The sequence below is a fragment of the Acidovorax sp. 69 genome (assembly GCF_002797445.1).
Taxonomy (GTDB): Bacteria; Pseudomonadota; Gammaproteobacteria; order Burkholderiales; family Burkholderiaceae_C; genus Acidovorax.
In genome coordinates this window covers 3,789,631-3,807,342 of sequence record NZ_PGEP01000001.1, presented here as the reverse complement: position 1 = coordinate 3,807,342, position 17,712 = coordinate 3,789,631, and the positions used below count along the sequence as shown (strand labels likewise).

Below are 17,712 nucleotides of genomic sequence, written 5' to 3'. Positions count from 1 at the left end.
CTTGGGTCTGTGGATGATGCCAGCAAAGCCGACGATTATAGCCCAGAGTGCCTTTCTTGTGATACACGGCTCTGTGCGCCAAACAGTGAGGCGCAAGATACTGGCGCGTCGGCATGTCAGCGGCGGCCTTTGCGGGGCCGTCTATCCCATGGCGCAGGCGTTGGCGGCGGCCTCTGGGGGAGGGCGTCCTGCGCCACAGGGGCAGGTCTTCGGGGACTACACTCCTTGGGGTGTCACTGTTCAAAGCCGCCTCCACCGTTTCCCTTTTGACCCTTGTCTCCCGCATCACCGGGCTGGTGCGCGAGTTGCTCATGGCCTCGGTGTTCGGGGTCAGTGCCCTGACGGACGCCTTCAATGTGGCGTTTCGCATTCCTAATTTGTTTCGCCGGGTGTTGGGCGAAGGCGCCTTTAGCCAGGCATTCGTGCCGGTGCTGGCCGCCACCCGCGCCCAAGAGGGCGACGACGGTGCCCGGGTGCTGATCGACCATGTGGGCACTTTGCTGGCCTGGACGCTGGTGCTTTTGTGCGTCGCCGGTGTGCTGGGTGCGCCCTGGATGGTTTGGGCGATGGCCAGCGGGCTCCAGCAGTCCCCCCAGGGCTTTGACGCCGCCGTCACGATGACGCGCTGGATGTTCCCTTACATCGGGTTCATGTCGCTGGTGGCGCTGGCGGGGGGATTCTCAATACCTGGAAGAAATTTGCGGTGCCGGCAGCCTCGCCCGTGCTGCTCAATATCGCGCTGATCCTGTCCATCACGGTGGGTGCGCCCTGGTTTTCGCGCCATGGCATCGAGCCCATCTACGCGCAGGCGGCCGGAGTGATGTTGGGTGGCCTGTTGCAGCTGAGCTTGCAGGTGCCTGCGCTGTTGCGCCTGGGGCTTTTGCCGCGCATTGGCGTGCGCTGGGCGGCCATTCGAGCCGCTTGGGCCGACCCCACCACCCGCAAGGTGGCGCGCCTGATGCTGCCGGCGCTGCTGGGGGTGAGCGTGGCGCAGATATCGCTGCTCATCAACACGCAGATTGCCTCGCACCTGGTCACGGGCAGCGTGAGCTGGATCACTTATGCAGACCGCCTGATGGAGCTGCCGACGGCGCTGCTGGGTGTGGCACTGGGCGTGGTGCTGATGCCGCAACTGGCCAGTGCACGGGCCAAGCAGGACGACGACGCATATTCGGCCATGTTGGACTGGGGGTTGCGCCTGGTGCTGTTGTTGTCGGTGCCTTGCATGGTGGCTTTGCTGGTTTTTTCCCAGCCGTTGGTGGCGGTGCTGTACCACTACGGTGCTTTTGGCGACCAGGATGTGCGGCAAACCACCTTGGCGCTGACGGGCTATGGGGTGGGGTTGGTGGGCATTGTGGCCATCAAGGTTCTGGCGCCGGGCTTTTATGCCAAACACGACATGCGTACCCCCATGCTCATTGCCGTGGCGGTGCTGGTGCTGACCCAGCTGATGAACCTGGTGCTGGTGCCCTATCTGCAGCATGCGGCCCTCACCCTGACTATCGGGGTCGGCGCGCTCATCAATGCCGCTTGGCTGCTGGTGGGGCTGCTGCGGCGTGGCAGCTACCGGCCCCTGCCGGGTTGGGGCCGTTTTGTGCTGCAGGTGGTGGCGGCCAGCGCGCTGCTGACAGTGCTGTTGGTGTGGGGCGCGCAGTATTTCGACTGGGTGGAGATGAGGGGCAAGACCCTGCAACGCATCGGGTTGCTGGCCGCGCTGATGATGGCTGCCGCCGTGCTGTACTTTGGTGCTCTGTGGGCGGCGGGTCTCAAGCTGCGCCAGATGCTGCGGCGCTGATGGGCCGGGCGCCCCTGGATCCGTAAAAATGCCCCGCAAATCCTTGCCTTCTGTGGCTTGACGCCACTGGGTGAGGCATTTACAACTCCACCATGTCCCTCAGCTATTCCGTGCCCACTTCGCTGGAGTACTTTGCATCGCTGGTGCAAAGCGACGACCACTTCCCGTTGCTGGAGGCCGCTGCCAGCCTGGCCCACGACGAATACCCTGAATTCGATGTGCAGCAACTGCTGGGTGACATGGATCAGTTGCTCGCGCGCATCAAGCGCCGCTTGCCAGCCGATGCGCCTGCTCTGCAGCGGCTGCGCACGCTCAACCAGTTCTTTTTTACCGACCTGGGCTTTGGCGGCAACATCAACAACTACTACGACCCGGAGAACAGCTATCTCAACGCCGTGCTGCGCACGCGCCGGGGCATTCCCATCAGCCTGGCCGTGTTGTGGATGGAGCTGGCGCAGGGGCTGGGCCTGCACGCCAGAGGCATTGCGTTCCCGGGCCACTTCATGGTCAAGGTACTTTTGCCCAAGGGCCAGGTGGTGCTCGATCCGATTTCGGGCCAATCGTTGAGCCGTGAAGAGCTGGCAGAGCGGTTGGAGCCTTACAAGCGTCGCAATGGCCTGGTGGATGACTATGACGTACCGCTGGGCCTGTACCTGCAGGCGGCCACGCCGCGCGACATCATCGCCCGCATGCTGCGCAATCTCAAGGAGGTGCACCGCACCCAGCAGGATGGGTTGCGCCTGATTGCCGTGCTCGACCGGCTCATTGTCCTGCTGCCCGAAGCCTGGGGCGAGCAGCGTGACCGGGGGCTGGCCCATGCCGAGCGAGGCAACACGGCCGAGGCCGTGGCCGACCTGGAGGCCTACCTGGCCCACGCCGAGGATGGGCTCGACATAGACCTCATCGCCGACCGGTTGAGCGCGCTGCGCAGCGCCAACGGCTGACCCCCGAGCCTCCGTACACCCGAGAAATAGAGGGTCTCAGAACGGTGTGCTGTCGGCAGGCTGGGCGGCTTGCCATTGTGCGACCTGCCGGCGCAGCTCGGTGTTTTCTGCGGTCAGCTCTGCCACACGGATGCGCAGGGCCTGCAATTCGTCCGTGCTGGCTTCGGGGTCGAGACGGGTTCCCGTGGCTGCAGGGCTTTCGTCTGACCGTGCTTCTTCGCGCGGCTTGCGCTTGTTGAGTTCGCGCACGCGCTTGGCCGCCTGCTTGAGTTCGTCCTTGCCGGCCACGACGGCTGCCACCTGTTCTTCGGCGGGCAGCGTGGCGACGGCGGCGGCGGCGTTGATGGAGATGGTGCCGGACTTCACCGCCGCCACCAGTTCGGGGGCTGCCTGCTTCTGGATTTTCTCGATCATCACCACCTGGCTGCTGCTCAGGCGCGCCGCCTTCGCAATGGCTTCGCGGCTGCTCAACGGGTCGGGGGAAGGCAGCCCGGCCGCGTTTTCGGCGGTGCTTGCGCCTGCAGCGCTTTCGCCGGATGAAGATGCCGCGTCAGGTGCGGCTGCTGCGCGGGCGCGGCGATCGGCCACGATCTCGCGCTTGCGCAGCGCCAGCACGCCGCGCTGGAAGTCCGACACGCTGCGGCGGCCCAGGTGCTGGTCGATCATCCACAGATGCACGTCTTCCATGGATTGAAAGCGGGGGTTCTGCACGGTCTGGTATGGCAGGCCGTGTTTTTGACAGATGCCGTAGCGGTTGTGGCCATCCACCAGTACATCACCCCACAGCACCAGGGCGTCACGGCAGCCTTCGGCCAGGATGCTGCGCTCCAGAGCCTCATGCTCGTCGGGGGTCAGGGGTTCGATGTAGGCTTTGAGTTCTTCGTTGACGACGATGTTCATGGTGGGCGTGCAGTCCGGGGAGCATGGCAAGGGGCGCGATTGTAGAGGTGCTCTTCAATGCGCGGAGTCCAGGGGCTACTGGTCGCGCGCGCCCCGCAGTGCCAGCCACCCCGCCACCGCCGTGAAGGCCGCCACCACCGCCACAATGATCCAGAAGCCGTGGCCGTTGTCCGCCAGCGGAACGCCGCCCACATTCATGCCAAACAACCCGGCCAGGATGTTGATGGGCAGGGCGAGCACAGTTACCACCGTCAGCACAAACAGGCTGCGGCTGTTGGCCTCCTGCACGCTGGCGGCAATCTCCTCCTGCAGCAGCTTGATGCGCTCTTGCAGGCCCTGCATGTCGCGCAACACCACCGAGAACTCTTCGGTCGAGTCGCGCAGCTCCTGGGCATCGTCGGCGCCCATCCAGGCTGGGGGGTGCTGCAGCAGGCGGAACAACGCTGCGGGCTCTGGCGCCAGCAGGCGCTGCAGGCGCACCAGCAGGCGACGCAGTACACCCAGCCGGGCGCGCTTGTGGTCCAGCCGGCCCGCCAGCAGAGCATCTTCCACATCGTCGATGCGCTGGGTTACGCCGCGAACAATGTTCACCAGTCCCGACGCCTGGGTGCGCATCAGCTCTGCCAGCAGGGCCACGCTGGAGCAGGGCGCATTGCCGCTGCGCACCGCCGTGCGCAGCGCGTCCACCGAGCGCAAGGGGCGGGTGCGCCCCGTCACCATGAGGTGCGGCGCCACGCTGGTCCACAGGGTCGCAATGTCCGACGGCTCGAACGCAAAATCAAAATGTGCGTCATTGAGCACCGCAATCAGCGTGTCGTCGTCGCGCTCGATGCGGGTGGAGAACGAGCGGTCCCTGAGTGCATCAAAAAAGGCTTCGGGCAGGTCGGCGTGCCGCTCCATCCAGCGCACCGCCTGCGTCTGGCTCAGGTTGAAATGCAGCCACAGGAACTGCCCCTGCAGATCGGCCCCGGCCTGCAGGCCCGCCAGCCACTGCGCGGCCTGGGCCGAATCGACCTCGCGCGGCACGGTGTTGGCACCCAGCAGGTATCCACAGATCAGCCCAGCCGCGTCGCCTCCGTAGTTCAGGCTGGCGCTGGGGGAGAGCGTTGTGGGAGGGGAAGCTGCAGGCGGCACGGGTCTGTATCGTGGTCTGCAGGTATGACAAGGTTGTGACAGATCACGCCAATGTCACAACACTGTCACTGCAGCCCGCCACCATGGCACACCTCATTTGTACCGCTGGATAGCCCCCATGTTCTACAACAACACCCTCGATACCCAGGAGCTGATGCAACGCATCGCCAATGACCTGATCGACAGCTACGACGAGGAGCTGGAGCTGGAGATCGAGGACCGTAACGTGGATGACATTGGCGCGCCCCAGCCCACCGACCGGCTGGCGCGTCAGCAATATTTCAAGGACCTGTTTCAGCTGCAAGGCGAGCTGGTCAAGCTGCAGGACTGGGTGCAGCACAGCCGCCAGAAGGTGGTGATTTTGTTTGAAGGGCGTGACGCTGCCGGCAAGGGTGGCGTCATCAAGCGCATCACCCAGCGGTTGAACCCGCGTGTGGCGCGCGTGGCCGCGCTGCCTGCCCCCAACGACCGTGAACGCACACAGTGGTACTTTCAGCGTTACGTGGCGCACCTGCCTGCGGCCGGCGAGATGGTGCTGTTTGACCGCAGTTGGTACAACCGCGCCGGGGTGGAGCGTGTGATGGGCTTTTGCTCTGATGATGAGTACGAGGAATTCTTCCGTACCGTGCCTGAGTTCGAGAAGATGCTTGTGCGCTCGGGCATCACGCTGGTCAAATACTGGTTCTCCATCACCGACGAAGAGCAGCACCTGCGCTTTCTGGGTCGCATCCACGACCCGCTCAAGCAGTGGAAATTGAGCCCCATGGACCTGGAAAGCCGCGTGCGCTGGGAGGCCTACACCAAGGCCAAGGAAACCATGCTCGAGCGCACGCACATCCCCGAGGCGCCATGGTGGGTTGTGCAGGCGGTGGACAAGAAAAAGGCGCGCCTCAATTGCATTGCCCACCTGTTGTCGCAGTTGCCGTACCAGGATGTGCCGCACCCGGCCGTGGTATTGCCCGAACGGGTGCGCAACCCCGAATATTTGCGCCAGCCCGTGCCCGCCAGCATGTACGTTCCGGAGATTTACTGAGGCATTCAGCGGCCAGGTACCGGCGTGCGAAGGGCCGTTACGAGTCCCTCAGCATGGCAATGGTGGCGATCACGTCCCGTACCTTGAAGGGCTTGATCAGCACCCGCCGCACCTGCAGCGCCTTCATCTTCACGGCGGTGGATGCATCCACCTGCGCGGTCGTCACCGCCACCGGCACGTTGGCGTGCACGGCCAGTGCGTCGTTGCGCACCTGCTCCAGCAGGGCCACGGCCTCTTGCTCTTGCTCGTCGATCGAGACGATCACGCCCGCGAAGTCCTGGTGGCCTAGCCGCTGCTGGGCCATGCGCACGCTGCTCACTTGCCGCACGGCAGGCAGGTTCAGCTGGCGGGCCGTGGCGACGATGATGCTGCCGGTCAGCGAGCTGGGTTCGATCAGCAAAATGTCTTGGGGGTTGTGGTCGCTCATGGGGTCGAGGCTCCCTGCTGGCGCCGCACCAGTTCTTCCACCGCCAGATCGCGCAGTGACCCCAAGATGGCGAGGTCGATGGCGTCCAGTGTGCGGGGTTTGTTGTCCAGCAGGCACAGCGTGCCCACGTTCTGCCCGCCAGGCAGCTTGAGCGGCGCCCCCGCATAAAACTGGATGTAGGGCTCGCCCGTCACCAGCGGGTTGTCGGTGAAGCGTTCGTCCTGGTTCACATCGGGCACGACCATGATGTCGTCCTGCAGGATGGCGTGGCCACAGAACGAGATGCCCCGCGAGGTCTCGCACTGGTCCATGCCCACCCGCGATTTGAACCACTGCCGGTCGTCATCGATCAGCGATAGCAGCGCTGTGGGCACATCAAACTCCTGTGCGGCAAACGCCGTCAGGCGGTCAAACCGTTCTTCAGGGGGGGTGTCCAGAATCAGCAACTGGCGCAGCGCCTGCAGGCGGTCGGGCTCGTTGGCGGGGCGGGGTGGTTCTTGCATGGTGGCGACCCGGATGGATGGTGCGGCAGAGGGTGCCGATTATCGGTCTGCGTCGTGGAATTGGTGCGGCCTTGGCAGGGCCCGCAGGCGCTGCCGGTGCCGCACCAATCAATGACTGCGCGCGCTGCCCTGCGACGGCGTGCCGCCACGTCCGAACTGGTGCCATGCCCGGCGCAATTGCGTGTCCGAGCTGAACCCCGCCATCAGAGCCGCCTGCGTCACATTGCGCCCCGACTGCAGCGCGGCCTCGGCGGTTGCCAGCCGGATGCGGCGCAGGTACTGCAGCGGGGCAATGCCCGCATGTTCCAGAAATAGCCGTGTGAGGTGGCGCGGCGAGGTATGGGCCACTTCGGCCATCTGCGGCACGCTCCAATCGGCCTGCGGTTGCTGGCCCACGGCGTCCTGCACGCGGTGCAGGGCGGGGTGCAGGTGGTTGCGGTGGTGCAGAAAGGGCGAGAACTCGGGGTCGTTGGGCCCTCGGCGTAGCGCCACCACCATGGACTGCGCCACCTGGGCCGCCAGGGCCGGGCCGCAGGTGTCGGAGATGCGGTGTAGCAGCAGGTCGATGCCTGTGGTCACACCTGCGCTGCTGTACACGGCGCCATCGGCCACAAACACGCGGTTGGCCACCACATCGCAGCGCGGGTCCACGGCAGCCAGTTCGTCAAGGTGCAGGTGGTGCGTGGTAACGCGGCGGCCTGTCAGCAGCCCCGCGTGTGCGGCCAGCACCGAGCCAGCGCACACGGTGATCAGCTCCTGCAGCCCCGCAACGGGCCGTAGTGCGCGCAGCCAGTGCAACAGCACGCGGGCCTCTTCGCTTTCCACGTTGATGTGCTTGCCGGCCAGACCCACCAGCACCACCCATGCGGGCGTGGGCAGGGTGGCGGGCAGTGCTTCAAGCCCTGTCAGCACGGCTCCCACCGAGGTCACCGACTGGGGCGTGGGGCTGACGAAGTGCTGCACAAAACGCTCAGGCAGGCCCCGGTTGGCCAGGGCCTGGTTGGCGATGCGCAAGGCCTCGGCCGGGCCCGCCCAGTCCAGCACCAGGCTGCCTGGGAGCAGGGCAAAGTACACATGAATGGGAGGGGGCACTGTGTTGGACATGGCTTGTTTTTGGTGAATCGCTACGAAACTGGCGCGCTCCAGGCCAGTGCCACCATTGGAACGGGCTCTCCCAGGCCACGGGTGGCGTCCCTCTTGGTCGGGATGCGCGCAGCGACCCAGGGGTTCAAGGGCTTTTGTTCCACGGGGTGTCCATCTGGCGGGCCGTGCGCTCGGACAGCGCGGCGCTGACCAGGCGCGTGACCAGGTGCAGGCTCATGTCGATGCCAGCGCTGATGCCTGCAGATGTGACCAGCGCACCCCGGTCCACCCAGCGCACATTCTCGCGCACGTCGAGCTGGGGACACTGCCTGCGCAGGTCGGCAATGTCCTCCCAGTGTGTGGTGGCGGGCCCTTCGGTGAGAACGCCCGCCGCCGCCAAAATGAACGCCCCCGTGCACACCGAGGCCGTGATCTGCGCATCGCTTGCGGCCTGGGCCACCCAGGCCCGGGTGGCTGGGCAGGCGGCAGCGGCATCGACCACGCCGCCTGGCACGATGAGCACGTCAGGCGCCGTGGCGGTGGCAAAGTCTGCATCGGGCAACACGCGCAGGCCTGCGCGGGCGCGCACCGGTGCCAGGCTGCGGGCCACGCAACGCACCTCAAAGGGTGCGGGGCTGCCGGGGTGCAGGCGCTGGTGCATGCGGCTGGCAGTGGTGAAGACTTCATAGGGGCCGCCCAGGTCCAGGGCCTCCACCTCGTCGAAGACCAGGATGGCGACTTGCAAAGGGAACGGTGCTCCCTGCGTGGGGTGGGCGCTCATGCGGCTGCCCTTTCCAGCGCCTGCTGCACCGTGCACAGGGTGGCAAAGCGGCCCTGCAACACGGTGGCGGTGCGGGTCTTGATGTCGGCGGCCGCCAGCGTCTGGCCATCGGGCTGCACCATGTCCCAGGTCAGGGTGGCGTCGGTCACGTAGTCCACGGCCCAGCCCAGGTCTGAGGCGTGGCGCGTGGTGGTCTCGCAGCATTGTTCGGTGCGGATGCCGCTCACGATCAGGCGCTGGATGCCATTGCGTGTGAGCCAGACATCCAACCCGGTGCCCACCAGAGCACTGTGGCGGGACTTGGTGAAGGTCGCGGCGGCCTCAAAACCCGCCAGGCCATCGAACGGACGCACCTGGCCAGAGACCTGCGAAAACGGGTTCTCAGTCACCTCAGGGCCTTCGCTGTGGAAAACGCGCACCACCGGGATGCCCTGACTGACGCAGCCCTCGATCAGTGCATTCTGGGCCTGCAGGTAGGCGGGCAGGTCGTTCGCCGTGAAGAAAGGGCGGTGGCGGAAAGATTCCTGGACGTCAATCACAATCAGACAGGTTTTCATGGTGAATTTCTCGGAGAGCTTTGTTTGAAGGTGTTTATCTTCTTAGCGCAAGGGGCTCATGTCCGAACTGGGAGAGACAGTATTCGATCAATTTCAGCCATGATGAGCTGAGTGTGATTCTGGCGAATCATCGAACAGGGGCGTTCCACGCGCCATGGAGGGCCGCATCGCAGATGCTTTTAAGATCGCAATGCTCTTGTGTGCCCGTTGCTCATGGCTTGATAGCTCTCCTATTGATAGCGATTCCCGCGATGGAGCGGAAGCTGCTATGGTGATCAGGGTTTTCCCTTGTTTGCCGTCGCTGACTGCCACTACCTCCCACCCATGCCCCGTCGCCCCCGCCTGTTCACCCTGTCGTCACTGACGCGGGCCTACCAGCGCAATCTCAAGGCGTTTGCGCGGGCTACGCGGCCTGTGCGTGTCAAAGCCAAAGCCCCAGCCAAGCTGCGGACGGTGCCGCTCAAGGTGGCGCGGGCACCGCGTGCGGCGCGCAAGCCCGTACCGACGCGGGGCGAGTGGATGTCGGGCATCGCACCGGGTCCGGCAGGCGCTCGGCGGTTTCATGTGTATGTTCCGCTGGGGCTGGTCCTGAAACCGGGCGAAAAACTTCCCCTGATGGTGATGTTGCACGGCTGCGGGCAGACGGGGCGGGACCTTGCGGCTGTCTCGCGCATGAACCGGCTGGCGGCGCGGGAGCGTTTTCTGGTGCTTTACCCCGAGCAGGAGCGTTTGGCCAATGCCCACGGTTGCTGGAACTGGTTCGAGCGCCGCAATGGCCGTGCCCAGGCTGAGGCCGCCACGTTGCTGGCCGCCGTGGACAAGGTGGCGCGCCGCCTGCCTGTGGATCTGGCGCGGGTGGCGGTGGCCGGGTTGTCGGCGGGTGCCAGCATGGCGGTGCTGATGGCGGCCCTTTACCCCCATCGATTTTGCGCAGTGGCCATGCACTCGGGCGTGGCACCCGGGACCGCCGACTCCGCCGCGACAGCCCTGGCGGCCATGCATGGGCGCCGGGAGGCGCACCTGCCTGCGCTGGCGGTGGACGCGGCGGACGTCCTGCCCGTTGGGGGCGCTGAGCCCTTGCTGCACCCCAGCGACCCTGCCCCCTTGCCGCCGCTGCTGGTGGTGCATGGCGATGCCGATGGCGTGGTGTCGGTGCGCAACGCCGCTGCCACGGCGCTGCTGTGGGCGGATGCGCTGGGCGCAAGGGCCGGGGCCATTCGCACTCTGCAGCGCGGCCAGCGCTATGCGATGCGGGTGACCGAGTTCAAGACCCGGGGGCGCACCGTGGTGGCCCTGCGCGAGGTGGCGGGTCTGGCCCATGCCTGGAGCGGGGGCGCCGCCAATTGGCCTTACAGCGATCCTGCGGGGCCGGATGCCTCGGCCCTCGTGTGGGCCTTTGTGGCGCGTCAGTTCAGTCCAAAAAAATGAAGAAAATAGCCCGTGGTGCTTGATATTTAATCATTTATTGCTATTTAAAATATAGCAATCTACGAAGCGACCTGCGCAGCGAGTTGTGGCCATGTTTGCCGGCGCGTGTCCGCATCAATTCAGCTGCCGTGGGGCGGGGGCTGCGGGGAGAGTCCCTTGCCCGCTGTGCGCATGGCCTGCTTCGCCATGCAGCTGAAAGGCCGCCACCACCTGCTTGAGTTCGTTGGCTTGCTGTTGCAGTGCGGCAGCGGCCGCAGTGGCTTGCTCGACCAGGGCCGCATTTTGTTGCGTTCCCTGGTCCATCTGCGAGATGGCCTCGTTGATTTGCTCGATGCCATCGGTTTGCTCGCGGCTGGCCTGGCTGATTTCCTCGATCACGGCGGACACGCGCTGCACGCTGTCCACCACCTCCTGCATGGTGGCTCCGGCCTCCTGGGCCAGTTGGGCTCCCGCCTTCACCTGTTCCGCCGAATGGCCGATCAGGGCCTTGATCTCCTTGGCGGCCTCTGAGGAGCGCTGTGCCAGGCCGCGGACCTCGGTGGCAACCACCGCAAATCCGCGTCCCTGCTCGCCGGCCCGCGCGGCCTCGACGGCCGCGTTGAGTGCAAGGATGTTGGTCTGGAACGCAATGCCCTCGATCACGCCCGTGATGTCGGACACTTTGCGCGACGACGCATCGATGGACCCCATGGTCTGCACGACCTTTTCGACCACAGCCCCTCCCTTGCGGGCTACCTGGGAGGCCGACTGTGCCAGCACGCTGGCCTGGTGGGCGTTGTCTGCGTTCTGCTTCACGTTGGAGGTCATCTCCTCCATGGATGCTGCGGTCTGTTCGAGTGCGCTGGCCTGGGATTCGGTGCGCGCAGACAGGTCCTGGTTGCCGGCTGCGATCTGCTGCGAGGCGCTTGCGATGTGTTCGGTGCCATCGCGCACGCGCTGCACGATGCGGTGCAGGCTGTCGCGCATGGCCTGCATGTCCAGCAGCAGGCTGGAGCGGTCGCCCTGGCGCGTGTCCACCGAAACCGACAGGTTACCTTCGGAGATGCTGCGGGCAATGCTGCGCGCGTAGCCAGGTTCACCGCCCAGCTGGTGCAGCAGGTTGCGCGAAATCAGGGTGCCCACCACCAGCAATGCAGCCCCCAGCAGCAGTGCCACGGCGCCGAATCCGAGGGCACGTTGCCAGATGGCGGCGTTGACCGTGTCGATGTACACGCCCGATCCAATCACCCACCCCCATGGCGCAAAGCCCTTCACATACGAGGTCTTCTCGACCGGTGTGTCGCTGCCGGCCTTGGGCCACAGATAGGGCACGAAGCCCGCACCACTGGCCTGTACGGTGCGCACGAACTCGACGAACAGTTGCTTGCCGTTGGGGTCCTTGTTGGCCGTAAGGTCTTGCCCGTTCAATTCGGGGCGTACCGGATGCATCACCATGCGGGGGTGCATGTCGTTGATCCAGACGTATTCGTTGCCGCTGTAGCGCAGCGTCTGGATGGCAGCGGCAGCCCGCTTGCGCGCTTCGTCCTCGGGCATGCCACCCTTGGTGCTGAGGTCATGGAAATGTGTGGCAATGCCGTGTGCGGCCTCCACCACCTGGCGCACCCCGGTCTGGCGCTCCTCCAGGATCAGCTGGCGTTCGGACACCAAAAACCATGCGGTCATCGCCGCGACCCCGAGAACGGCGCTCAGCACCAGGAGGGCCAGTTTTTTGGCGATCGTCATGGAAAACCTTTGAATGCGGACGTCGAGGCAAGGGGTGCCGAGCAGGGCCCCGCAGGTTGCACTGCCAGTTTGGACAGCCTACTGCCGCAGTCTTTGTCACAGGCTCGGCACAAACCCGCATGGGTGGCAGGCGCCAGAGAGAGCCGACAGAGATAAGGGAGCCGATCGTGCCGGGCTCGGAGGATGGCCAGGGGCAGGGGCCCCGGCGGTCTACACCAGCCGTGCCGCCACCAGTTCTTTCTTGAGATACGCGTAGAACAACGGCGCTGCCACGAGCCCGGCGGGGCCGAACACGGCCTCGGCCACGAACATCACCGAAAGCAGCTCCCACACGCCCATCTGCGTGCGGCGGCCCACCACCTTGGCGTTGATCACATATTCGGCCTTGTGGATGAGGATCAGAAAACCCAGGCAGGCCGAAGCCGCCAGTGGCGACACCGACAGCCCCACGATCGTGATGACCACGTTGCACACCAGGTTGCCCACGATGGGCACCAGCCCGGCGACAAAAGTGAAAGTGATCAGTACCGGTGTGTAGGGCAGGCGCAGGTCCCACAGCGGCAGCACAAACAGCAGGAACAGTGCCGTGAGCAGGGTGTTGAAGGCCGCAATCCAGAACTGCGCTGCCACGATCTGGCGGAACGCCTCGCCAAACAGCGTGATACGCAGCTTGAGCTGCTGGGCCAGCGGGCCGCGTGCCAGCACCGGCGGGCGGACGGCGGCCAAGGCTCCGATCAGCAGGCCCACGTAGGCAAACAGCACACCCGCCAGCCAGGCCCGGCCCGCCATGGCGAGCGCACCGGCCTTGGCGCCCAGGTAGTTGGCAATGATGCGCTGGATGTCGGCAACACCTTCGGGCAAGTGGGCGGCCACGTCGGCAGGCAGTTTCAGGCGCAGTTCCAGCACCGTGCGGGCCATGTAGGTGAGCAGTTCCTGGTATTGCTGGGGGGCGTTGACGAGGTAGCCGCGCGAGTGGGTCAGACCGGTGGCCAGCAGCACCAGCGGCAGCAGCATCACCAGGCCCGCGGCCGTCACCTGCGCCACGCGCAGGTGGGTGTCATACGGGGCGGACTGGCTCCGAATGCGGCCCAGCCCCTGTGCAAACCAGCCGGTGAGTGCGCGCGTGAGCAGAAAACCCAGGCACACACACAGCAGGCCGGGCAACAGGCCGCGCCACATCACCAGCATCAGCACGGCAGCCACGAGCAGATAGCTGGCCGCCACAATGCCCTGGCTCAGGACACGCGGGGGCAGCGTGGCGGGCGCAGGCTCAGGCGGCGCTGAGGGGATGGGGGCCGGGGAGGGGCGCTGCGCCATGCGCTACGACAGAAGAGAAGGCGACCCAGCGTGGCTCAGGCCACCACCACGGCGGCACCTTCGCCACGCGCCGCCATCGTGCCAATGGCGTACACCTGTTCACCCGCTGCGCGCAGCGTGGCGGCCGTGGCGTCGGCGTTGGCGGCATCCACCACCACCACCATGCCAATGCCGTTGTTGAAGGTGCGGTTCATCTCGATGTCGTCGATGCCTGCGGTCTTTTGCAGCCAGGCGAACAGCTCGGTCTGGGGCCAGCTGCCCTTCTTCAGGTGCGCGGCTGTGCCGTCGGGCAGCACGCGGGGGATGTTCTCCAGCAGGCCGCCACCGGTGATGTGGGCCAGGGCCTTGATGGGATGTGCGGCCAGCGCAGCCAGCACGTTCTTCACGTACAGGCGGGTGGGCTCCATGATGGCCTGCTTGAAGGGCTTGCCGTCCAGTGTGGCGGGCACGGTGCCTGCGGCCTGCGCGCGTTCAATGCACTTGCGCACCAGCGAGAAGCCGTTGGAGTGCACGCCATGGCTGGCCAGGCCCAGCACCACGTCGCCGGGGGCCACGTCCTTGCCGGTCAGGATCTTCGATTTTTCGACCGCGCCCACGGCAAAGCCAGCCAGGTCGTATTCGCCCGCCGGGTACATGCCGGGCATTTCAGCGGTTTCGCCACCGATCAGGGCGCAGCCACTCAGCTCGCAGCCCTTGGCGATGCCGCCCACAACGGCTGCTGCCGTGTCCACGTCGAGCTTGCCGCAGGCGAAATAGTCCAGGAAGAACAGGGGCTCTGCGCCCTGAACCAGCACGTCGTTCACGCTCATGGCCACCAGGTCGATGCCCACGGTGTCGTGCATGTTCCATTCAAACGCCAGCTTGAGCTTGGTGCCCACCCCGTCGGTGCCGGAGACGAGCACGGGCTCCTTGTACCGCTTGGGCACCTCAAACAAGGCGCCAAAGCCGCCGATGCCCGCCAGCACGCCTTCGCGCATGGTCTTCTTGGCCAGCGGCTTGATGCGCTCGACCAGGGCGTCACCCGCGTCGATGTCAACGCCGGCGTCTTTGTAGGAGATGGGGGTGGAAGGGGCAGAAGAGCTCATGGGTGGTGTGGTGCTGGTAGGCCCGCCAGGCGGGCTGGAATCTGGGGATTTTAAGGGGCATGCCTGGACACCTTGGCTCAGCCCTGCGTAGAGGGGGGCTTTGGGGCGGTGCGGACCTGCGCTGCAACCACCAGCACCCCGGCCAGTGCCAAGGCGCCAAACAGCGCTCCGGCAATGAAGGTGGCACTGGCGCCCAACCGATCCCAGAGCAGTCCGGCGAGCGCGCTGGCCATGAGCATGGCCAGGCCGCTGACCAGGTTGAACATGCCAAACGCCGTGCCTCGCAGGTCAGCGGGCGCGGTGTCGGCCACCATGGTGGCCAGCAGCCCCTGTGTCATGGCCATATGCAGCCCCCACAGGGCAATGCCCAGCCAGGCGGCCATGCCCCGGTCGCTGAAGGCCAACAAGGCATCGGCAGCAATCAGCACCACCAGCCCCCACGCCAGCAGTGTGGTGTGACGAACGGTGTCGGACAGCTTGCCCAGCGGGTACGCGCCCAGAGAAAAGACCAGGTTCAGCAGCACCAGCACCATGGGCGTGAAGGCCAGGGCCAGTCCACCCTGCTGCAGGCGCAGCACCAGAAAAGCCTCGCTGAAGCGCGCCAGCGTGAACACGGCGCCCAGGGCCACCACCCACCAGTAGCCAGGCCCCAGACGGCGCAGATTCTCGCGGCGGATCGGGTTGGTGCGTGCGGTGCTGGCTGGGCGTTCGGGCTCGTTTACACCCACCACCAGCAAGGTCACGCACAGGGCGGCAGGAATCACGGCCACCCAGAACACTGCGCGGAAGTCGTCGGCCCACAGCAGCATCAGGCCCATGGCGATCAAGGGGCCCAGAAAAGCGCCCCCGGTATCGAGCGCCTGGCGCAGTCCAAAGGCTGCGCCACGCATGCCCGGCGGTGCCAGGTCCGCCACCAAGGCATCGCGCGGGGCCCCCCGGATTCCCTTGCCCATGCGGTCCAGCAGGCGGGCGGCGACCACCAGGCCTATGGTGGGCGCCATGGCAAAAAGAGGCTTGGACAACGCTCCCAGCCCGTAGCCTGCGATGGCCAGTGGCTTGCGTCGCCCCCACCAGTCGCTCAGCACCCCCGAGAACACCTTCAGTATGAGTGCCGTGGCCTCTGCGGCGCCCTCAATGAGGCCCACCGTGAGCATGCTGACGCCCAGTGTTGTGACCATGAAGACCGGCAACAGGCTGTGGATCATCTCGGACGAAACATCCATCAGCAGGCTGACGAATCCCAGGGCCCAGATGCTGGCGGGCAGGCGCTTTGCGGGGGGGTTGGCGAGGCCATGGTGCGAGGATATGGAAGCCAGGGGTGGACAGCGGCTGAACGGGGCTCGCGGCAGACTAAAATCGTTGCTATTGTTACCCAGCCCCTGCAAGGGGTGCCGGTTAGGGGTGACGCGCTGTATGTCATTTTTCGCCGCGCCCCGCCGCAGTCACCTACGGCCAGGCGCTTTCCAATTCACCTTTGATGCCGCTGCTGATCCATTTACCGCCTGCCGCTCTTGCTTCGCCTGCCATGGGCCTGCCCCTGCCGGCGCGGGGCCGCGCATGAAGCAGCTGGCGCTGGACATCGGCCTGGCCACGGGGCCTACGCTGGCCCGGTTTTTTGCGGGCCCGAACGAGGCCGCGCTGCAGCACCTGCGCCTGGCGGCAGGCGCAGGCAGCAGCGAGGCCACCCGCTCGCCCGTGCCCACCTACCTGTGGGGCGAGCCCGGCAGCGGCAAGACCCACCTGCTCCAGGCTGTGCGCCAGGCCCTGCGCGAACAGGGTTCCAGTGTGGGCTGGCTCGACCCCTCGGTGGTTGAACCGGCTGATTTCGACGAGAACTGGACCGCTGTGGTCATGGACGACGTGCACCTGTACAGCACTGCCCAGCAGTCCACCGCCTTCAACTGGTTTGTGAACGCCATCAGCCCCGCCAGTGGCAGCCAGCGCTGGGTGCTGGCGGCGGGCAACCTGCCCCCCGCCGATCTGCCGCTGCGCGACGACCTGCGCAGCCGCCTGGGCTGGGGCCATGTGTTCCAGTTGCAACTGCTCGGTGAGGCCGAGCGCCGTTCGGTGCTGCGCCAGGAGGCCGACGCGCGCGGCGTGTTCCTGGGCGATGAGGTGATGGACTACATGCTCAACCGTTTCTCGCGGGACCTGGGCAGCCTGATGCAACTGCTGGACCAGCTTGACGCATTTGCGCTGCGCACCCAGCGCGCGATCACCATACCGCTGCTCAAGACGATGCTCGAATCGGAATGACGCCGACCCATGCGCCCCTTTTATCTGTGAACCCGAATGACCTCTGAACCCCGCCGCTTGCGGCTTGCGCTGTTTGACCTGGACCACACGCTGCTGCCGCTTGACTCCGACTACGAGTGGGGCGAGTTCACCATCCGCATCGGCTGGAACGATCCCGTGGAGTTTGCGCGCCGCAACGACGAGTTCTATGCCCACTACCAGGCGGGCACGCTGGATGTGCATGACTACGTGCGTTTTGCCACCGAGGCCGTGCGCCTGCGTGGGCCCGAGGCCGCAGCGGCTGCACACCAGCAGTTCATGCGTGACGTGATCACCCCGGCCATCCAGCCCCAGGCGCTCAGCCTCATCCGCCAGCACCAGGATGCGGGCGATGAAGTGCTGATCGTCACGGCCACCAACGAGTTCGTGACCACGCCCATCGCCCAGGCGCTGGGCGTGGCGCAGCTGCTGTCGGTGCAACTGGTGCGCGATGCCAGCGGCTGGTACACCGGCGAGATCGATGGCATCCCCACCATGCGCGAAGGCAAGGTCAAGCGCATGGAACAATGGATGGCACAGCGCCAGCTCAGTTGGGGTGACGTCGACAGCACGTTCTACAGCGACTCCATGAACGACGTGCCCTTGCTGGAGAAGGTGAACCACCCGGTCGCCACCAACCCCGACCCACGCCTGCGCGCGCTGGCCCAGGAGCGCGGCTGGCGCATACTGGATCTGTTCACGGCCTCTGCCAGCCAGGCTGCCTCCTGA

General features: G+C 65.8%; 16 protein-coding genes and 1 pseudogene. 6 read left to right on the top strand and 11 right to left on the bottom strand.

The genetic code is table 11. The features are described 5' to 3' along the window. Positions 1-230 precede the first annotated feature (230 nt). Positions 231-1,795 (top strand): annotated as a pseudogene (murJ, locus tag CLU85_RS17475) (murein biosynthesis integral membrane protein MurJ). Positions 1,796-1,887: 92 nt separating this feature from the next. Continuing rightward, positions 1,888-2,739, top strand: coding sequence for a SirB1 family protein (locus tag CLU85_RS17470; protein ID WP_100411377.1), 852 nt, complete (start codon positions 1,888-1,890; stop codon positions 2,737-2,739). A gap of 36 nt (positions 2,740-2,775) precedes the next feature. Here the strand turns inward: CLU85_RS17470 and CLU85_RS17465 are convergent, their stop codons facing one another. Together CLU85_RS17465 and CLU85_RS17460 are read right to left on the bottom strand one after the other, a co-directional pair. Beyond that, positions 2,776-3,639 carry a plasmid replication/partition related protein gene (locus CLU85_RS17465; protein ID WP_100411376.1) on the bottom strand — a complete coding sequence of 288 codons (864 nt, stop codon included), beginning with the start codon at positions 3,637-3,639 and terminating at the stop codon, positions 2,776-2,778. A 75-nt stretch (positions 3,640-3,714) separates the two neighbouring features. Next, a complete protein-coding gene (locus CLU85_RS17460) occupies positions 3,715-4,773 on the bottom strand; it encodes a transporter (RefSeq protein ID WP_100411375.1) in 1,059 nt (352 codons plus the stop codon). Between the two features lie 118 nt (positions 4,774-4,891). On the opposite strand from CLU85_RS17460, the gene ppk2 reads away from it, so the two are divergent. Beyond that, positions 4,892-5,806, top strand: a complete 915-nt coding sequence (gene ppk2, locus CLU85_RS17455; RefSeq protein ID WP_100411374.1) for a polyphosphate kinase 2 — start codon at positions 4,892-4,894, stop codon at positions 5,804-5,806. A gap of 37 nt (positions 5,807-5,843) precedes the next feature. Here ppk2 and CLU85_RS17450 read toward each other — a convergent pair whose 3' ends face one another. From CLU85_RS17450 to CLU85_RS17430, 5 genes are all read right to left on the bottom strand, one after another. After that, positions 5,844-6,233 (bottom strand): response regulator, encoded by a 390-nt coding sequence (locus CLU85_RS17450; RefSeq protein WP_100411373.1) that lies wholly within the window; start codon positions 6,231-6,233, stop codon positions 5,844-5,846. Continuing rightward, on the bottom strand, positions 6,230-6,736 hold the full coding sequence (locus tag CLU85_RS17445) for a GAF domain-containing protein (RefSeq protein ID WP_100411372.1): 507 nt from the start codon (positions 6,734-6,736) through the stop codon (positions 6,230-6,232). Before CLU85_RS17445 ends, CLU85_RS17450 begins: the two co-directional genes overlap by 4 nt. 108 nt (positions 6,737-6,844) lie before the next feature. Beyond that, positions 6,845-7,840 carry a GlxA family transcriptional regulator gene (locus CLU85_RS17440; protein ID WP_100411371.1) on the bottom strand — a complete coding sequence of 332 codons (996 nt, stop codon included), beginning with the start codon at positions 7,838-7,840 and terminating at the stop codon, positions 6,845-6,847. Between the two features lie 124 nt (positions 7,841-7,964). Then, on the bottom strand, positions 7,965-8,600 hold the full coding sequence (locus CLU85_RS17435) for a DJ-1/PfpI family protein (RefSeq protein ID WP_100411370.1): 636 nt from the start codon (positions 8,598-8,600) through the stop codon (positions 7,965-7,967). After that, the gene (locus CLU85_RS17430) at positions 8,597-9,157 is read right to left on the bottom strand and encodes a cysteine hydrolase family protein (RefSeq protein WP_100411369.1); all 561 of its coding nucleotides are present in this window, start codon (positions 9,155-9,157) and stop codon (positions 8,597-8,599) included. Before CLU85_RS17430 ends, CLU85_RS17435 begins: the two co-directional genes overlap by 4 nt. Positions 9,158-9,481: 324 nt before the next feature. Between CLU85_RS17430 and CLU85_RS17425 the strand changes: the two genes are divergently transcribed. Then, positions 9,482-10,585 (top strand): PHB depolymerase family esterase, encoded by a 1,104-nt coding sequence (locus CLU85_RS17425; protein WP_100412617.1) that lies wholly within the window; start codon positions 9,482-9,484, stop codon positions 10,583-10,585. Between the two features lie 114 nt (positions 10,586-10,699). Here the strand turns inward: CLU85_RS17425 and CLU85_RS17420 are convergent, their stop codons facing one another. The 4 genes from CLU85_RS17420 to CLU85_RS17405 form a co-directional block, all read right to left on the bottom strand. Further along, positions 10,700-12,307 carry a methyl-accepting chemotaxis protein gene (locus tag CLU85_RS17420; RefSeq protein WP_232727858.1) on the bottom strand — a complete coding sequence of 536 codons (1,608 nt, stop codon included), beginning with the start codon at positions 12,305-12,307 and terminating at the stop codon, positions 10,700-10,702. A 210-nt stretch (positions 12,308-12,517) separates the two neighbouring features. Next, the gene (locus CLU85_RS17415; protein ID WP_100411368.1) at positions 12,518-13,624 is read right to left on the bottom strand and encodes an AI-2E family transporter; all 1,107 of its coding nucleotides are present in this window, start codon (positions 13,622-13,624) and stop codon (positions 12,518-12,520) included. A 35-nt stretch (positions 13,625-13,659) separates the two neighbouring features. Beyond that, on the bottom strand, positions 13,660-14,709 hold the full coding sequence (gene purM, locus CLU85_RS17410; protein WP_100411367.1) for a phosphoribosylformylglycinamidine cyclo-ligase: 1,050 nt from the start codon (positions 14,707-14,709) through the stop codon (positions 13,660-13,662). Between the two features lie 77 nt (positions 14,710-14,786). Continuing rightward, positions 14,787-16,016 (bottom strand): MFS transporter, encoded by a 1,230-nt coding sequence (locus CLU85_RS17405; RefSeq protein WP_255409691.1) that lies wholly within the window; start codon positions 16,014-16,016, stop codon positions 14,787-14,789. A 250-nt stretch (positions 16,017-16,266) separates the two neighbouring features. On the opposite strand from CLU85_RS17405, the gene hda reads away from it, so the two are divergent. Together hda and CLU85_RS17395 are read left to right on the top strand one after the other, a co-directional pair. Next, positions 16,267-16,965, top strand: a complete 699-nt coding sequence (gene hda, locus CLU85_RS17400; protein WP_100411366.1) for a DnaA regulatory inactivator Hda — start codon at positions 16,267-16,269, stop codon at positions 16,963-16,965. 36 nt (positions 16,966-17,001) lie between these two features. Then, positions 17,002-17,712 (top strand): HAD family phosphatase, encoded by a 711-nt coding sequence (locus CLU85_RS17395; protein ID WP_100411365.1) that lies wholly within the window; start codon positions 17,002-17,004, stop codon positions 17,710-17,712.

Excerpts from the sequence above, each read along its gene's own strand:
- CLU85_RS17470 (WP_100411377.1), top strand. The coding sequence starts at position 1,888 with ATGTCCCTCAGCTATTCCGTGCCCACTTCGCTGGAGTACTTTGCATCG.
- CLU85_RS17465 (WP_100411376.1), bottom strand. The coding sequence starts at position 3,639 with ATGAACATCGTCGTCAACGAAGAACTCAAAGCCTACATCGAACCCCTG.
- ppk2 (WP_100411374.1), top strand. The coding sequence starts at position 4,892 with ATGTTCTACAACAACACCCTCGATACCCAGGAGCTGATGCAACGCATC.
- CLU85_RS17450 (WP_100411373.1), bottom strand. The coding sequence starts at position 6,233 with ATGAGCGACCACAACCCCCAAGACATTTTGCTGATCGAACCCAGCTCG.
- CLU85_RS17445 (WP_100411372.1), bottom strand. The coding sequence starts at position 6,736 with ATGCAAGAACCACCCCGCCCCGCCAACGAGCCCGACCGCCTGCAGGCG.
- CLU85_RS17440 (WP_100411371.1), bottom strand. The coding sequence starts at position 7,840 with ATGTCCAACACAGTGCCCCCTCCCATTCATGTGTACTTTGCCCTGCTC.
- CLU85_RS17435 (WP_100411370.1), bottom strand. The coding sequence starts at position 8,600 with ATGAGCGCCCACCCCACGCAGGGAGCACCGTTCCCTTTGCAAGTCGCC.
- CLU85_RS17430 (WP_100411369.1), bottom strand. The coding sequence starts at position 9,157 with ATGAAAACCTGTCTGATTGTGATTGACGTCCAGGAATCTTTCCGCCAC.
- CLU85_RS17425 (WP_100412617.1), top strand. The coding sequence starts at position 9,482 with ATGCCCCGTCGCCCCCGCCTGTTCACCCTGTCGTCACTGACGCGGGCC.
- CLU85_RS17420 (WP_232727858.1), bottom strand. The coding sequence starts at position 12,307 with ATGACGATCGCCAAAAAACTGGCCCTCCTGGTGCTGAGCGCCGTTCTC.
- CLU85_RS17415 (WP_100411368.1), bottom strand. The coding sequence starts at position 13,624 with ATGGCGCAGCGCCCCTCCCCGGCCCCCATCCCCTCAGCGCCGCCTGAG.
- purM (WP_100411367.1), bottom strand. The coding sequence starts at position 14,709 with ATGAGCTCTTCTGCCCCTTCCACCCCCATCTCCTACAAAGACGCCGGC.
- hda (WP_100411366.1), top strand. The coding sequence starts at position 16,267 with ATGAAGCAGCTGGCGCTGGACATCGGCCTGGCCACGGGGCCTACGCTG.
- CLU85_RS17395 (WP_100411365.1), top strand. The coding sequence starts at position 17,002 with ATGACCTCTGAACCCCGCCGCTTGCGGCTTGCGCTGTTTGACCTGGAC.